Below are 13,167 nucleotides of genomic sequence, written 5' to 3' on the forward strand. Positions count from 1 at the left end.
GGTCCGCCCGCCCCTCGCGCAATCGCGCGGCGTCCCCATCTCCGGCCGGCATCACTCAGATGGTGGATCCATGACGGCAACGACGGTGGTGATCGGCGCGACGGGCGCGGTGGGCTCGGCGCTTGCCCGGCGATGCGCGGCGCGCGGGGATCGTGTCGTGCTGGTGGCGAGGGACGGCGCGCGCCTCACCGCCCTTGCCACGACCTTGCCCGGCGCCGTCGCGGTGGCGGCCGACGCGACCGACCCGGACGCGCTGCGCGCCGCGATCGCCGGGGCCGGTGCGGCGATCTCCGGGCTCGCCTATTGCGTCGGCTCGATCGCGCTGAAGCCGCTGCTACGCACCACCGAGGCGGATTTCATCGATGCCTTCCGCCTCAACGCGCTGGGTGCGGCGATCGCGGTGCAGGCGGCGCAGGATGCGCTGGTCGCGGCACAGGGCTCGGTGGTGCTGTTCTCGACGGTCGCCGCGCGGGCCGGCTTTCCCAACCACGCCGCCATCGCCGCCGCCAAAGGCGCGGTGGAGGGGCTGACGGTCGCCCTCGCCGCGGAGCTCGCCCCCGCGGTGCGGGTGAACTGCATCGCGCCGTCGCTTACCCGCAGCGCCATGGCGGCGCCGCTGATCGGCAACGACCGAATGGCTGAGGCGATCGCGAAGCTGCACCCCATTCCGCGCCTGGGGGAGGGCGATGATTCGGCCGCCCTCGCCGACTTCCTGCTGTCCGGGGCGGCGGGCTGGATCACCGGCCAGGTCTTCGCGGTCGATGGCGGACGGTCCACCCTCCGTTCGCGCGGCTGATGCGCCGGGGATGCGGGAGCCGCCCGGCATGACCGGCGGCGCGCTGCGTGTGGTCCTCGGCGACCAGTGTTCGCGGGACATCGCCGCGCTGGAAGGCCTCGATCCGGCACGCGACGTCGTGCTGATGATGGAGGTGCAGGCCGAATGCACCCATGTCCCGCACCACCCGCAGAAGATCGTGCTGGTGCTGTCGGCCATGCGGCATTTCGCGCGCGCGCTGACGGCGCGGGGCGTGCGCGTGGACTACGTCACGCTGGATGACGCGGCGAACACGCATTCCTTTCGTGGGGAGGTGCTGCGGGCCGTCGCGCGCCACCGCCCCGCGCGCATCGTCGCCACCCATCCGGGCGAATGGCGCGTGCTGCAGGACATGCAGGGCTGGCAGGACGCCGCCGGCGTGCCGGTGGAGATCCGCGAGGATACGCGCTTCATCTGTTCCCTGCCACGCTTCCGCGCCTGGGCGGGCGATCGCCGCCAATACCGGATGGAATTCTTCTACCGCGAGATGCGGCGCCAGACCGGGCTGTTGATGGAAGGCGACGACCCGGTCGGCGGCCGCTGGAATTTCGACGCCGAGAACCGCGCGGCCCTGCCCAAGGGCCTGGTTCCGCCTGCGGCGCGGCATGTCCCGCCCGACGACACCACGCGCCAGGTCATGACGCTCGTCGCCGGACGCTTCGGCGCGCATTTCGGTGCCGTGGAAGGCTTCGCCTGGCCGGTCACCGCGCGGGACGCGCAGGCGGCGCTGGATGATTTCATCCGCCACCGGCTGCCGCGCTTCGGCGACTACCAGGATGCGATGGCGATGGGGCAGCCGACGCTGTTCCACGCCCTGCTGTCGACCAGCCTCAACATCGGGCTGCTCGACCCGATGGACGCCTGCCGCGCGGCCGAGGACGCCTGGCGCGCCGGCAGCGCACCGCTCAATGCCGTGGAAGGCTTCATCCGCCAGATCCTCGGCTGGCGGGAATATGTGCGCGGCCTCTATTGGCACCTGATGCCCGGCTACGCGGACCACAACGCGCTTGGCGCCGACCGGCCATTGCCAGCCTTCTACTGGGGCGCGCCGACCTCCATGCGCTGCATCGAACAGGTCGTCGCGCAGACCCGCGACCTCGCCTATGCCCACCACATCCAGCGGCTGATGGTGACGGGTAATTTCGCGCTGCTCGCGGGCCTCGCCCCGGCAGAGGTGAATGCCTGGTACCTCGCCGTCTATGCCGATGCCTTCGAATGGGTGGAACTGCCCAACACGCACGGCATGGCGATCCACGCCGATGGCGGCGTGCTGGCCTCGAAGCCCTATGCGGCATCCGGTGCCTACATCAACCGCATGTCGGACTACTGCGGCGGCTGCGCGCATGACCCGAAGCAGGCGACCGGGCCGCGCGCCTGCCCGTTCAACGCGCTGTACTGGGACTTCATCGCCCGCAATGCGGATCGCTTCGCCACCAATCCGCGCATGGCCATGCCGCTGCGCACATTGGCGAAGATGGACCCGCGCAAGGTCGCCGCGCTGCGCGCCGAGGCCGCGCGGTTCCTTGCCACCCTCGACGCCTGAACGCCCAGGCGCCATCTTCCGCGCCACCGCATGCGAGAGGCGATTGCCATGGCGACCAACCCCGAAATCGAATGGATGAAGCTTACCTTCGCCGAGCTGAACGCCCGCGCGGCCGAGGATGCGCTGGTCATCGTCCCGGTTGCCTCGCTGGAACAGCACGGCCCCCATCTGGCGACCGGCGTAGATATCGTCTGCGCCACCGGTGTGTCCCATCGGATCGCCCGCCGCATGGCCGCTTCCGGCAAGCCCGTGGTGGTGATGCCCTGCGTCTGGACCGGCCTCGCCGAGCATCACGTTCCGTTCGGCGGCACCGTCACGCTCGACTACGCGACCTTCGCCGCGGTGCTGAAGGGCGTCGTCCGTTCCGCTGCCCGCGCCGGCTTCAGGCGCGTCATGCTGCTCAACGGCCATGGCGGCAATGCCGAGGCGGTCGCGGTGGTCGGCGGCGAATGCCAAAGCGAGTTCGGCATCGCGGTCGCCGCCGGCACCTATTGGCACCTCGCCGGCGACGCCTTCGCGCCCATCCTGGAACGCCAGTCCAACGTCCTGCATGCCTGCGAGGCCGAGACCTCGATGATGATGACCCTGCTGCCCGAAGCCGTCCGCACCGACCGCCTGCCCGAAGCCCATGGGCCGCACTCCACCCGGCCCGAAGGCCAGCCCGCGGCGATGATCCGCCGCCGGTCCTTCAAGGACATCACGCTATCGGGCGTGATCGGCGATGCGCGGTCAGCCTCGGCGGAGAAGGGGGAGGCGCTGCTGGCGGCGGCGGCGGAGAGCATTGCCGACGAGTTGGCGAATGCGCGGTTGTGGGGGTGAAGGTTGGAGGGGCGCCGCCCCTCCAAGCCACCCTGCCAGGGGGCAACGGCCCCCTGGACCGCGGGGAATTGGCGCCGGGGCTGGGCGCGGGAACGATCTTTGCCGGGCCTGTCGGCTGAAACGGCGATCCTTGGTGCCGTGCAAGGCGTCCCGCCGTCATGCGGCGCGACCGCTGCGTTTGCGGCCTGGCGGCATGACCACGGCCGCGCCCGTCTCGCTCTGTCGTGAACACTTGTCGCCAGGCACCCGGTAAAGGTTTCAAAAGGCCCACTGGCCTTTTGTGGGGTGAGGTCCGGAGAGGGCAAAGCCCCTCTCTGGTCCGTCAGCACCGCGCGCGCAGCGTCACGCCACCGGCACCACCGTCACCACCACCGCCGCGAAATGGCACGTCGCCGCGGCGACGACGCACAGGTGCCACGCCTCGTTCTGGAATGGCATGCGCCGCCAGACATGGAAGGCCACGCCGGCGCTGTACAAAACGCCGCCCACCCCCAGCAGCACCAGCGCCCCGGTCGGCAGCCGTTCCAGCATGACCGGCAGTGCGCCGAGCAAGGCCCAGCCGAGCGCCAGATACGCCGCGATCGACGCGCGTTCGAAGCGATGTGGCCAGCCGAGTTTCAGCACCATGCCGCCGAGCGAGCCGGCCCAGACGAAGCCGATCAGCGACCAGCCCCAGCTGCCGCCGATCGCAATCAGCGCGAAGGGCGTGTAGGTGCCGGCGATCATCAGGAAGATGGCGGCGTGGTCGAGCCGCCGCAGCACCGCCCGCATGCGTGCCCCGCGCGCCAGGTTGTAGGACAGCGCGAAGCCGAGCATGGCGACCAGCGCCAGCGCATAGAAGGCGAGGGCCGCGACCGGGCCCGGTCGCGCATGGGCCGGCAGGGTTAACGCGACGGCGATGCAGCCAGCGATGGCCGCCACCAGCCCGGTGCCGAGGATGATGGCATCAACGCGGCGTTCGGCCAATGTGTCGGCCCGTCCGGCCCGGACAGGCAGGGCGTGGCGGGAGGAGGGGGCATCGCGCATGCCGCCATCATAGCCTGGCGGCAGCCGAGCGGGGCGCCGATTACCGCGCCACGCCGCGCCGCTGGCCCGGATGCAGCGTCTTGCCCAGGATATGCGCACTCGCACCGATCACATGGGCGGTCGATCCGACGATCAGCGGGTCGGGTTCGTGGACGACGCCCTCGTCCTTGCCCTCATAGGGCAGGCGGAACAGGAAGTGGCGCATCGCCTCGATCCGCGCGCGGCGCTTGTCGTCGGACTTCACGATCGTCCAGGGCGCATCGGCGGTGTCGGTGTAGAAGAACATCGCCTCCTTCGCCTCGGTGTAGTCGTCCCATTTGTCGAGGCTGGCCTTGTCGATCGGCGACAGCTTCCATTGCTTGAGCGGGTCGGTCTCCCGCGCCAGGAAGCGACGGGCCTGTTCCTCCCGCGTCACGCTGAACCAGTACTTGAACAGCCTCAGCCCCGATCGCACCAGCATGCGTTCGAGGTCCGGCGCCTGCCGCATGAATTCCAGGTAGTCAGTGGCGGTGCAGAAGCCCATCACCCGTTCCACGCCGGCGCGGTTGTACCAGGACCGGTCGAACAGCACGATCTCGCCGCCGCTCGGCAACTGGCTGACGTAACGCTGGAAATACCATTGCGTCCGTTCCTGGTCGGTCGGCTTCTCCAGCGCGACGATGCGCGCGCCGCGTGGGTTCAGATGCTCCATGAAGCGCTTGATGGTGCCGCCCTTGCCGGCGGCGTCGCGGCCCTCGAACAACAGCGCGACGCGCTGCGGGGACGACTTGATCCAGGACTGCGCCTTCAGCAGCTCGACCTGCAATGGCAGGATGCGGGCGATATACTCCTTCTCGGTCAGCCGCGTGGCATAGGGATAGGCGCCGGTCTCGAAGGCGCGGCGCACGGCCTCGGGGTCATGCGTCGGGCGATGGCTGCGGCGTGGCGGCGCGGCCAGGTCGGCGGCCGCCTCGGCGATGGAACGCGCACCCTCGGCGGCGCCGGGGGGCTGGGTGTCCTGCTGCTGCATGCGACCTCCGCGGGGCCCTGCCGGCCCATGCTGCCTGTCATCAGACCGTCACGGAAGGCGTGCGTCCTTGCGGTGCATCAACGCCGGTCTCGGCCAGGCTGAAATCCTGCCAGGCCAGCGCGCCGCCCTTGCCCGCGCCGGTGTCGAGGAAGATGGCGCGCCCGCCGCGCTGGCCCGTCATCGTCACCGGCCGCCCATCGCGCGACCGGTTGTCGTGCCCGACCAGCACGGTCAGCCAGGGCGGAATGCGGTCCACCCACCCGGTCAGCCGGATGGGGAAGCCATCCGCGGCGCGGCGCCCGGTCACCTGGCCGAAGATTGCCCGGCCGACCAGGCCTTCCGGCCGGGCCGCGCCGGCATCGGGCGGGGAGGGGTGTTCCAGCATGGCATCGTGGAAGGCGGCATGGACGAACATCAGCCGGCCGAGCGACAGCCACGCTGGCGCGCGGCCGATCTCCGCGATGGCGCGCGCGGTCAGCGCCGCGGCGTCGGGCGCGGCGGCGATCTGGTCGAGCGTGCGCCCCAGCCCATCGCGTTCCATCCGCACGAACTGCCCGCCGAGCGCCCGCCGCAGCTTGTGGTCGTGGTTGCCCAGGATGAACAGGCCGCGACCCTCGTCGATGGCGGCGAACATCGCCCGCAGCACGGCCGGATTGTCCGGCCCATGGTCGGTCAGGTCACCCAGCTGGATGACGAACAGCCTGGACGCCTCGGCGCCCGCCAGCGCGGCGTCGAAGCCGCGGGCGTCGCCATGCACGTCGCCCACCACGCGCAATCCAGTGAAGCCCGCCTGGCGCAAGGTGTCGGGCGTCGGGATCACGCCGCCTCGATGCCCTTGATGGCGGCGAATGCCGCCAGGGCGCGGGCGCGGCCCTCCGCCAGGTCGATGATGGGGGCGGGGTAGGTGCGCCCGATCGCGACGCCCGCCGCGCGCTGGATGTCCGGCGGCGCCTCATGCGGGCAGTGGATGAAGCGGTCCGGCAGGCGCGCGAGTTCCGGGCACCAGCGGCGCACGAAGGCGCCCTCGGCGTCGAATTTCGCGCCCTGCAGCACCGGGTTGAAGATCCGGAAATACGGCGCGGCATCCGCCCCGCACCCCGCCACCCATTGCCAGGACGCGGCATTGGCCGCGAGGTCGGCATCGACCAGCGTGTCCCGGAACCAGGCCTCGCCCGATTGCCAGGGCTGCAGCAGGTGCTTCACGAGGAAGGAGGCGACGATCATCCGTACCCGATTATGCATCCAGCCGCTGCGCCACAGTTGGCGCATACCGGCATCGACGATCGGGATGCCGGTCCGCCCGCGCTGCCAGGCGCGCAGCATTGCGGGATCGGACCGCCAGGGGAAGGCATTGAATTCGGGCCGCAGCGGCTGCCCGGGCATCTCCGGCCGGTGCCACAGCAGGTGGTGGGAGAATTCCCGCCACAGGATCTCCTTGAGGAAGGTCTCAAGCCCCGCGCCGCCCTGCGCCTGCGCCGCATGCCAAACCTGGCGCGGGGAGATCTCGCCCAGATGCAGGTGCGGGGAGAGGCCGGAGGTTCCCCATTCCGCCGCGGGCATGTTGCGCCGCGCGGCATAGGTCGCCAGCCCGGCGTCCAGGAAGGCGGCAAGACGGGCGGCGGCGCCGGCCTCCCCGGGCGTCCAGTGGGATGGGAATTCGGCCGCCCAGTCGGGCTCCGGCGGCGCGGGCAGCAGGCCGAAAGCGGCGGGGCCAAGGCCTGCCGGGCCGCCAGTGGCGGGCGTCAGCCGGTCAGGGGCCGGGATGGGCGGCGGCAGGCCTTCCAGCAGCGCAAAGACCGCGCGCGAGAACGGCGTATAGACCGAAAAGGGCTTGCCCGCCCCGGTGCGCACCAGGTGCGGTTCGTGCAGCAGCGCGTTGCGGTGCAGCACGAGCCGCCGCCCGTCCCGTTGCAGCGCGTCGTGGGTCTCGGCATCGCGTTGGCGGGCGGCGGGTTCGGTCTGCCGGCCGGCATGGATTTCGGTGGCGCCCACCTGCGCGGCGATTGCGGGGATGAGCCGGCGCGGATCGCCGCGCAGCACCAGCAGCGGCGTGCCGCGCTCGGCGAGCGCGCGCCCCAGCGACACCAGGCTGTGATGCAGCCACCACCGCGCCGCGCCACCGGGTGCCCCGGGCCCGTCCTCCAGCACATGGACAGGCAGGACGGGGCGGTCCTGCACGGCGGCGAGCGCGGGATTGTCGGCGAGGCGGAGGTCCTGGCGGAACCAGATCAGTGCTGCGTCGGGCATGAAAGCCATGTGGTGCTTCGGCGGCCGACGTCACCATTCTTGCAGCATTCGAATTTGCACAGATTATGATGGATGCGGCCGCTGCTGGACATGGCCGGGCAGGGCAAGCTGACCCTGGATGGCGTGACCGGCCTGCCGTTCTGGATGTTGGCGACGTGCTTCGCGGCGATGCTGGTGGCCGCGCTGGTCGGCTGGAACGCTGGCGGCCATGGCGGCAGGAACTCGGCGCCGAGACCGATGGCCTGATGGCGCCCGAATCCGCCGCGCCACCGGCCCATGCGCTGCCGGCGGAGTGATGCCGGGCCCGGCGCGCGACGACTGCGGCCCGGTCGGGTTCAGCCCCGTTCCGGGCGCGCCAGCCCCAACTGGTCGCGCAGCATCGGCCCGGCATAGTCCCTTCGGAACAGGCCGCGGTCCTGCAGGATCGGCACCACCAGGTCGATGAAGTCGGTGAAGCCTTCCATGAACCAGGGCGGCATGATGTTGAAGCCATCCGCCGAGCCGCCCTCGAACCACGCTTGCAACGTGTCGGCGATGCTCTCGGCGGACCCGCACAGAACCCAGTGGCCGCGTGCGGCGGCGATCAGATTATAGACGTCGCGAAGCGACATCCCCTCTCGCCGCGCCTTGTTCAGCAGGGCCCGCGAGAAGGAATGATAGGTGTCGGGCAGCGGCAGGTCCGGCACCGGCCCGTCGAGGTCATAGGCGGACATGTCCGTGCCGAAGCGGTCAGACAGCAATTGCAGCGCGTTGCGGGAATCGATGAAGCCCTGCAGCGTGGCGAGGCGGTCGAAGGCCTCGCGTTCCGTGCGCCCGACCACCGGCATGACGCCCGGCAGCACGGTGACGTCCTGCGCCCGGCGGCCGTGGCGCGGAAGCAGGTCTTTCAGCGTGGCGTATTGCGCGCGCGCCTCATTGAAATCCTGCACCACCGAGAACACGACATCGGCGGTGCGCGCCGCGAGATCGAGCCCCGGCGCCGACCCGCCCGCCTGCAAAATGATGGGCCGGCCCTGTGGCGACCGTCCGATGTTCAACGGCCCCTGCACCGCGAAATGCGGCCCGGCGTGATCCAGCCGCCGCAGCCGTGCCGGATCGACATATACGCCGCTGGCGCGATCCGCGACGACCGCATCATCCGCCCAGCAATCCCACAGGCCGCGCACCACATCGACGAACTCGGCGGCGATGGCGTAGCGCTCGGCATGGTTCGGATGCAGCTTGCCGAAATTCGGCGCCGCCTGCGGGCTGGCGCCGGTCACCGCATTCCACGCCGCCCGCCCGCCACTGATGTGGTCCAGCGAGGCGAAGGCGCGTGCGACGGTGAAGGGGTCGCTGTAGGTCGTCGCCACCGTGGCACCGAGCCCGATATGCGTCGTGCTACCCGCCAGCGCGGCAAGCATCGTCAGCGGCTCCAGCCGCACCGTGTAGGACGGATGCGCGGCGGGATCGGCGTAGAGATTGTCCCCCATGAAGATCATGTCGAAGCGGCCGCGCTCGGCCTCCCGCGCGATGGCGCGGATCGCCGCCATGTCCTGGAAGCTGTCGATCGCGCCCGGATAGCGCCATCCCGCGACATGGCTGCCGGTGCCGAGGATGAACAGGCCGAGATGCATCTGTCGCGCCATGTCGTTCACCGCCAGAAGATCACGCGCCGTTCGATGGCGCCCACCAGGCCGAAGAAGGCGAGGCTGATCGCCGAGGCCACCAGGATCGCGGACCAGACCTGCACGAAGTCGATCAGCGTCACCGATTGGTAGATCACCCAGCCGAGCCCACCATAGGCGCCGAGCATCTCCGTCACGATCGCCACAATCAGACTGCGAACGGTGGCGACGCGCATGCCCGCAGCAATCAGCGGCAGCGCGGCCGGCAGGCGCAGCCGCCAGAACACAGCGTCTGGCCCGGCGCCGAAGCTGCGCATCAGGTCCACGCTGCGCCGGTCCACCCGGTCGAACCCCGCCAGCGCGCTGAGGAACACGGTGAAGCCCACGGCCAGCGCGACCATGGCGATCTTCGACCCCATGCCGACGCCGAGCCACAGCAGCACCAGCGGCGACCAGGCGACCACGGGGACCGAATTGATCGCCATGGCGGTGGGCAGCACGGGGCCGCGCAGCAGCGGTGCGACCACCAGCAGCCCGGCGAGGCCGATGCCGATGACAGTGCCGATGGCGTAGCCCGCGAGAGCTTCCTGCGCCGTGATCCAGCCGGCGGTCGCGAGCACCGCGCGATGCTGCCAGGCGGCAGCGAGAATGTCGCTGACCGCCGGCAGGGTATAGGCGGGCAGGGCGAAGCCGCGCGCCACCGCCTCCCACACCGCCAGCAGCAACACGCCACCGAGGATGCCGCGCAGCGTGCCGCGGTGCTGCGTCACTGTTCCGCCCCCCAGAATACGATGCGGCGTTCGGCCAGCGCCACCAGTGCATAGAACCCCGTCCCCAGCACCGCCGCGCACAGGATCGCCGCCCAGACAGCGATGACGTTCTCATTGTACATCGCCTGCAGCAGCAGCACGCCGATGCCGGTGGTATCGCCGAACCACTCGCCGACGATGGCACCGACCAGGCTGAGCGAGGCGCCGAGCCGCAACGCCACGAAGATCTGCGGTAGCGCCATCGGCAATTGCAGGCGGAACAGGATCTGCCGTCCCTTCGCACCGAAGCTGCGCAGCAGGGCGACCTGGCGCGGATCGACGGAATTCAACCCGAGCAGCGTATTCACCGTGACCGGGAAGAAGGTCAGGTAGAAGGCGATCACCGCCTTGGCCATGAGCGTATTGCCGAACCACATCACCACCAGCGCACCGAAGGCGATGACGGGAATGGTCTGGGATACCACGAAGATCGGCAGCAGCATGTCGCGCAGGATCGGCGCACGGAAGAAGATCAGCCCATTCGCCACGCCCACCAGCGTGCCGGCGGCGAAGCCGATCAGCGTCTCGATCGCCGTGCGCAGGAATCCGCTCCAATAGGCGCCGGGGGTGGCGGCGATCGCCGCCAGCACCTCCGTCAGTCGCGGCAGGGTGGATTGGCGGATACCGAAGAAGACGACCGTGCCTTCCCAGATGAGGCCGGCGAACAGCAGCCCGCCGGCCAGGCGCAACGCAGCCTTCATGCCATCCGGTCGGGCAGCGCGATGCCCTCCAGGAAGCTCGGCTTGTAGGCGGCGGCGAGGTCCAGCGGCGCCTTGATCACCTCATTGCGAAGAAAGAAGTCATGCGCCTTCTGGATGGTCGGCATGTCGATCCAGAACAGGCCGTTGGTCGCGGCGGGCCCGGCGACCATCAGCTTGCCGGCTTCCTCCAGCATGAATTCCTGATGCGGGCGGGCCAGCGTGGGTGCGACGGCCATCACCGTGTCGACGCCGAGCTTCTGGTCGCGCAGCGCATCGCGCCAGCCGCGGATGGACGCCTGCATGAAGGCCTTGACCATGTCCGGCTTGTCGCGAGCGGTCTGCTCGCTGACGATGACGGTGTCACGCGGGAAGGTGATGCCGTGGTCGTCGGGGACGAAGCTCCGCAGCTTGTCGCGGCCCATGCGCGTCATCAGCGTGTAAAATTCATTGTAGCGCGTGGCGGTGACGACATCGATCTGCCCGTCCACGAAGGGCGTCACGCTGACCTGCTGCGGCTGCATGGTGAAGTCGCCCGGCCGCAGCCCGGCCTGGGCCAGCATGCCCAGCAGCACGAAGTTCGCCCCCGTGTACCAGGTGGTGATGGTCTTGCCCCGGAAATCCGCCAGCGTGCGGATCGGCCCATCGGCGCGCGCGACGAAGACGAAGGGCGTCTGCTGGTGCATCACGCCGGTGCAGACGATGGGCAGGTTGCGCTCGCGCGCGGCAAACACGCTGTCCGTGCCGCCCGACAGACCGAAGGTGTCGGCGCCGGAGGCGACCAGGTTCTCGGTCAGCAGGTTCGGCCCGCCGGGGTTGATCGTCAGGTCGATCCCGGCCTCGCGGTAATAGCCCTTCTGCACGGCGACGTAGAAGCCGGCGAACTGCGTCTGGGTCAGCCATTTCAACCGCAGCGTGGCGCGCGTCAACGTCTGCGCGCCGGCGCGGGGAATGGCGGGCAGGGCGAGCGCCGCCCCGAGGCCGGTCAGAAGAAGTCGCCTGTTCATGGTGGTGGCTCCTTGGGGTGTCATGCGCGGTAGGATGGATCTTCGCGGTCGAGCAGGCGCAGGAAGCCCGGCCATTCGCGCTCGCCTGGAATCTTGATGTCGCCCTTGAGGTCCCAGAACTGCCGCGCGGCATGTTCGCAGACCTCATGAGGCGGCGCGATGATCGGCACGCCGGAGGCCTGCATCATCAGCTGAATCTTTGCCGCGCGCTCGAAATAGTATTGCAGCATGAAGGCCTCGCCCGGCGTGCGACCCAGCGTCAGCATGCCGTGGTTGCGCATCAGCATCACCGGATGATCGGCGAAATCGGCGATCAGCCGCTGCTGCTCGTCGAGATCGATCGCGACGCCCTCGTAATCGTGAAAGGCCTGGCGGTTGTAGAAGCGCATGGCGAATTGGCTGAGCGGCAGCAGCCCGTCCTTCTGCGCCGAGACGGCAAGCGCCGCATCCGAATGCGTGTGCAGCACGCAGGCGGCATCCTCGCGCGACTTGTGCAGCGCGCCATGGATGACGAAGGCGGCGACGTTCACGTCATGCGGGCTGTTCGACAGCTTGCGACCGTCAATGTCGATCTTCACCAGGGATGACGCCGTGATCTCCGCGAACATCAGCCCATATGGGTTGAGCAGGAAGGCGCCGGGTTCGCCCGGCACGCGCAGCGAGATGTGGTTGTAGATCACATCATCCATGCCGAGCCGTGCGACCAGCCGGTAGCAGGCGGCGAGGCTGATGCGGGCTTCCGCCTCGGCAGGGGTCATGCGGCGGTCTCCGCGACGAAGGATTTCATGGCTTCCTCCTCGATCGCATCGAGCACTTCGCGCTTGATGGCGGTGAATTCGGGGGAGGTGACGAGTTCGGCCTTGCGTGGCCGCGGCAGGTCCACCTTGCGCATCAGCTTCACGCGGCCGGGCCGCGCGGTCATCACCAGCACGCGGTCGCCGAGGAAGATCGCCTCATCCACGTCATGGGTGATGAACAGGATGGTGCGGCGATGGCGCTGCCAGATGTCGAGCAGCCAGCGCTGCATCATGCTGCGCGTCAGCGCGTCGAGCGCACCGAAGGGCTCGTCCAGCAGCATCAATTCCCGTTCGAACAGGAAGGTGCGCATGAGTGCGACGCGTTGACGCATGCCGCCGGAGAGTTGATGCGGATACTGCTTCTCGAACCCCGCCAGGCCGAATTCCGGCAGCATGGCGCGGGCTTCGGCGCGCATCGCGGCGCGGTTCGCGCCTTCGATCTCGCGTGCCAGGATCGCGTTGTCCACCACGTTGCGCCAGGGAAGCAGCAGGTCCCGCTGCGGCATGAAGGACACGCGGCCGAGCAGTTCCTTCGCGTGGCAGCCATTCCCCTTGAAGCGCAGGATGCCGCCGTCGTCGGGTTCTTCCAGGCCGGCCACGATGTTGAACAGCGTGGATTTCCCGCAGCCGCTGGGGCCGACCACGGTGACGAACTCGCCCGGTTCGACATCCATGGCGAAGCCGTCCAGCGCCTGCACGGCGCCGAAGCGTTTGCCGATCGACTGCATTTCCAGCAGCGCTGTGGTGGTGGTCTGCAAAGCCCCGCCTTCCGTCCTTGCATTCATACTGGC

At 69.6% G+C, this 13,167-nt stretch carries 14 protein-coding genes; 4 read left to right on the plus strand and 10 right to left on the minus strand.

Annotation, left to right across the window (positions count from 1 at the left end; translation table 11 throughout):
- The first annotated feature begins 70 nt into the window (after nt 1-70).
- Genes AAFN86_RS09510 through AAFN86_RS09520 form a run of 3 tightly spaced genes read left to right on the plus strand, consistent with a single transcriptional unit; the run spans nt 71 to nt 3,176 of the window.
- Nucleotides 71-796, plus strand: coding sequence for an SDR family oxidoreductase (locus AAFN86_RS09510; protein ID WP_347543062.1), 726 nt, complete (start codon nt 71-73; stop codon nt 794-796).
- A 10-nt stretch (nt 797-806) separates the two neighbouring features.
- Nucleotides 807-2,357, plus strand: coding sequence for a cryptochrome/photolyase family protein (locus AAFN86_RS09515; protein ID WP_347543063.1), 1,551 nt, complete (start codon nt 807-809; stop codon nt 2,355-2,357).
- A 48-nt stretch (nt 2,358-2,405) separates the two neighbouring features.
- On the plus strand, nt 2,406-3,176 hold the full coding sequence (locus AAFN86_RS09520) for a creatininase family protein (protein WP_347543064.1): 771 nt from the start codon (nt 2,406-2,408) through the stop codon (nt 3,174-3,176).
- 342 nt (nt 3,177-3,518) lie between these two features.
- Here AAFN86_RS09520 and AAFN86_RS09525 read toward each other — a convergent pair whose 3' ends face one another.
- From AAFN86_RS09525 to AAFN86_RS09540, 4 genes are read right to left on the minus strand one after another with little or no spacing between them, the layout of a single operon-like run.
- Entirely contained in the window at nt 3,519-4,202 is a 684-nt protein-coding gene (locus AAFN86_RS09525; RefSeq protein WP_347543065.1) for a PAQR family membrane homeostasis protein TrhA, read from the minus strand.
- Between the two features lie 40 nt (nt 4,203-4,242).
- A complete protein-coding gene (gene ppk2, locus AAFN86_RS09530) occupies nt 4,243-5,211 on the minus strand; it encodes a polyphosphate kinase 2 (RefSeq protein WP_347543066.1) in 969 nt (322 codons plus the stop codon).
- Nucleotides 5,212-5,251: 40 nt separating this feature from the next.
- Nucleotides 5,252-6,031 (minus strand): metallophosphoesterase, encoded by a 780-nt coding sequence (locus tag AAFN86_RS09535; RefSeq protein WP_347543067.1) that lies wholly within the window; start codon nt 6,029-6,031, stop codon nt 5,252-5,254.
- Complete coding sequence (locus AAFN86_RS09540) at nt 6,028-7,467, minus strand: deoxyribodipyrimidine photo-lyase (protein WP_347543068.1); 1,440 nt, start codon at nt 7,465-7,467, stop codon at nt 6,028-6,030. Before AAFN86_RS09540 ends, AAFN86_RS09535 begins: the two co-directional genes overlap by 4 nt.
- Before the next feature lie 63 nt (nt 7,468-7,530).
- On the opposite strand from AAFN86_RS09540, the gene AAFN86_RS09545 reads away from it, so the two are divergent.
- Nucleotides 7,531-7,704, plus strand: coding sequence for a hypothetical protein (locus AAFN86_RS09545; RefSeq protein ID WP_347543069.1), 174 nt, complete (start codon nt 7,531-7,533; stop codon nt 7,702-7,704).
- Nucleotides 7,705-7,793: 89 nt separating this feature from the next.
- Here AAFN86_RS09545 and AAFN86_RS09550 read toward each other — a convergent pair whose 3' ends face one another.
- Genes AAFN86_RS09550 through AAFN86_RS09575 form a run of 6 tightly spaced genes read right to left on the minus strand, consistent with a single transcriptional unit; the run spans nt 7,794 to nt 13,134 of the window.
- Nucleotides 7,794-9,086, minus strand: a complete 1,293-nt coding sequence (locus AAFN86_RS09550; RefSeq protein ID WP_347543070.1) for an LLM class flavin-dependent oxidoreductase — start codon at nt 9,084-9,086, stop codon at nt 7,794-7,796.
- A 5-nt stretch (nt 9,087-9,091) separates the two neighbouring features.
- Nucleotides 9,092-9,835: an ABC transporter permease gene (locus AAFN86_RS09555; protein ID WP_347543071.1), complete on the minus strand. Its 744-nt coding sequence runs from the start codon at nt 9,833-9,835 to the stop codon at nt 9,092-9,094.
- On the minus strand, nt 9,832-10,575 hold the full coding sequence (locus AAFN86_RS09560) for an ABC transporter permease (RefSeq protein ID WP_347543072.1): 744 nt from the start codon (nt 10,573-10,575) through the stop codon (nt 9,832-9,834). The genes AAFN86_RS09555 and AAFN86_RS09560 overlap by 4 nt, the downstream gene beginning before the upstream one ends.
- Entirely contained in the window at nt 10,572-11,579 is a 1,008-nt protein-coding gene (locus tag AAFN86_RS09565; RefSeq protein ID WP_347543073.1) for an ABC transporter substrate-binding protein, read from the minus strand. The genes AAFN86_RS09560 and AAFN86_RS09565 overlap by 4 nt, the downstream gene beginning before the upstream one ends.
- A gap of 20 nt (nt 11,580-11,599) precedes the next feature.
- On the minus strand, nt 11,600-12,337 hold the full coding sequence (locus AAFN86_RS09570; RefSeq protein ID WP_347543074.1) for a class II aldolase/adducin family protein: 738 nt from the start codon (nt 12,335-12,337) through the stop codon (nt 11,600-11,602).
- Nucleotides 12,334-13,134: an ABC transporter ATP-binding protein gene (locus AAFN86_RS09575; protein ID WP_347543075.1), complete on the minus strand. Its 801-nt coding sequence runs from the start codon at nt 13,132-13,134 to the stop codon at nt 12,334-12,336. Before AAFN86_RS09575 ends, AAFN86_RS09570 begins: the two co-directional genes overlap by 4 nt.
- Nucleotides 13,135-13,167: the final 33 nt, after the last annotated feature.

It is taken from the genome of Roseomonas sp. CAU 1739, from assembly GCF_039839775.1.
In the GTDB taxonomy this organism is placed as follows: Bacteria; Pseudomonadota; Alphaproteobacteria; order Acetobacterales; family Acetobacteraceae; genus Neoroseomonas.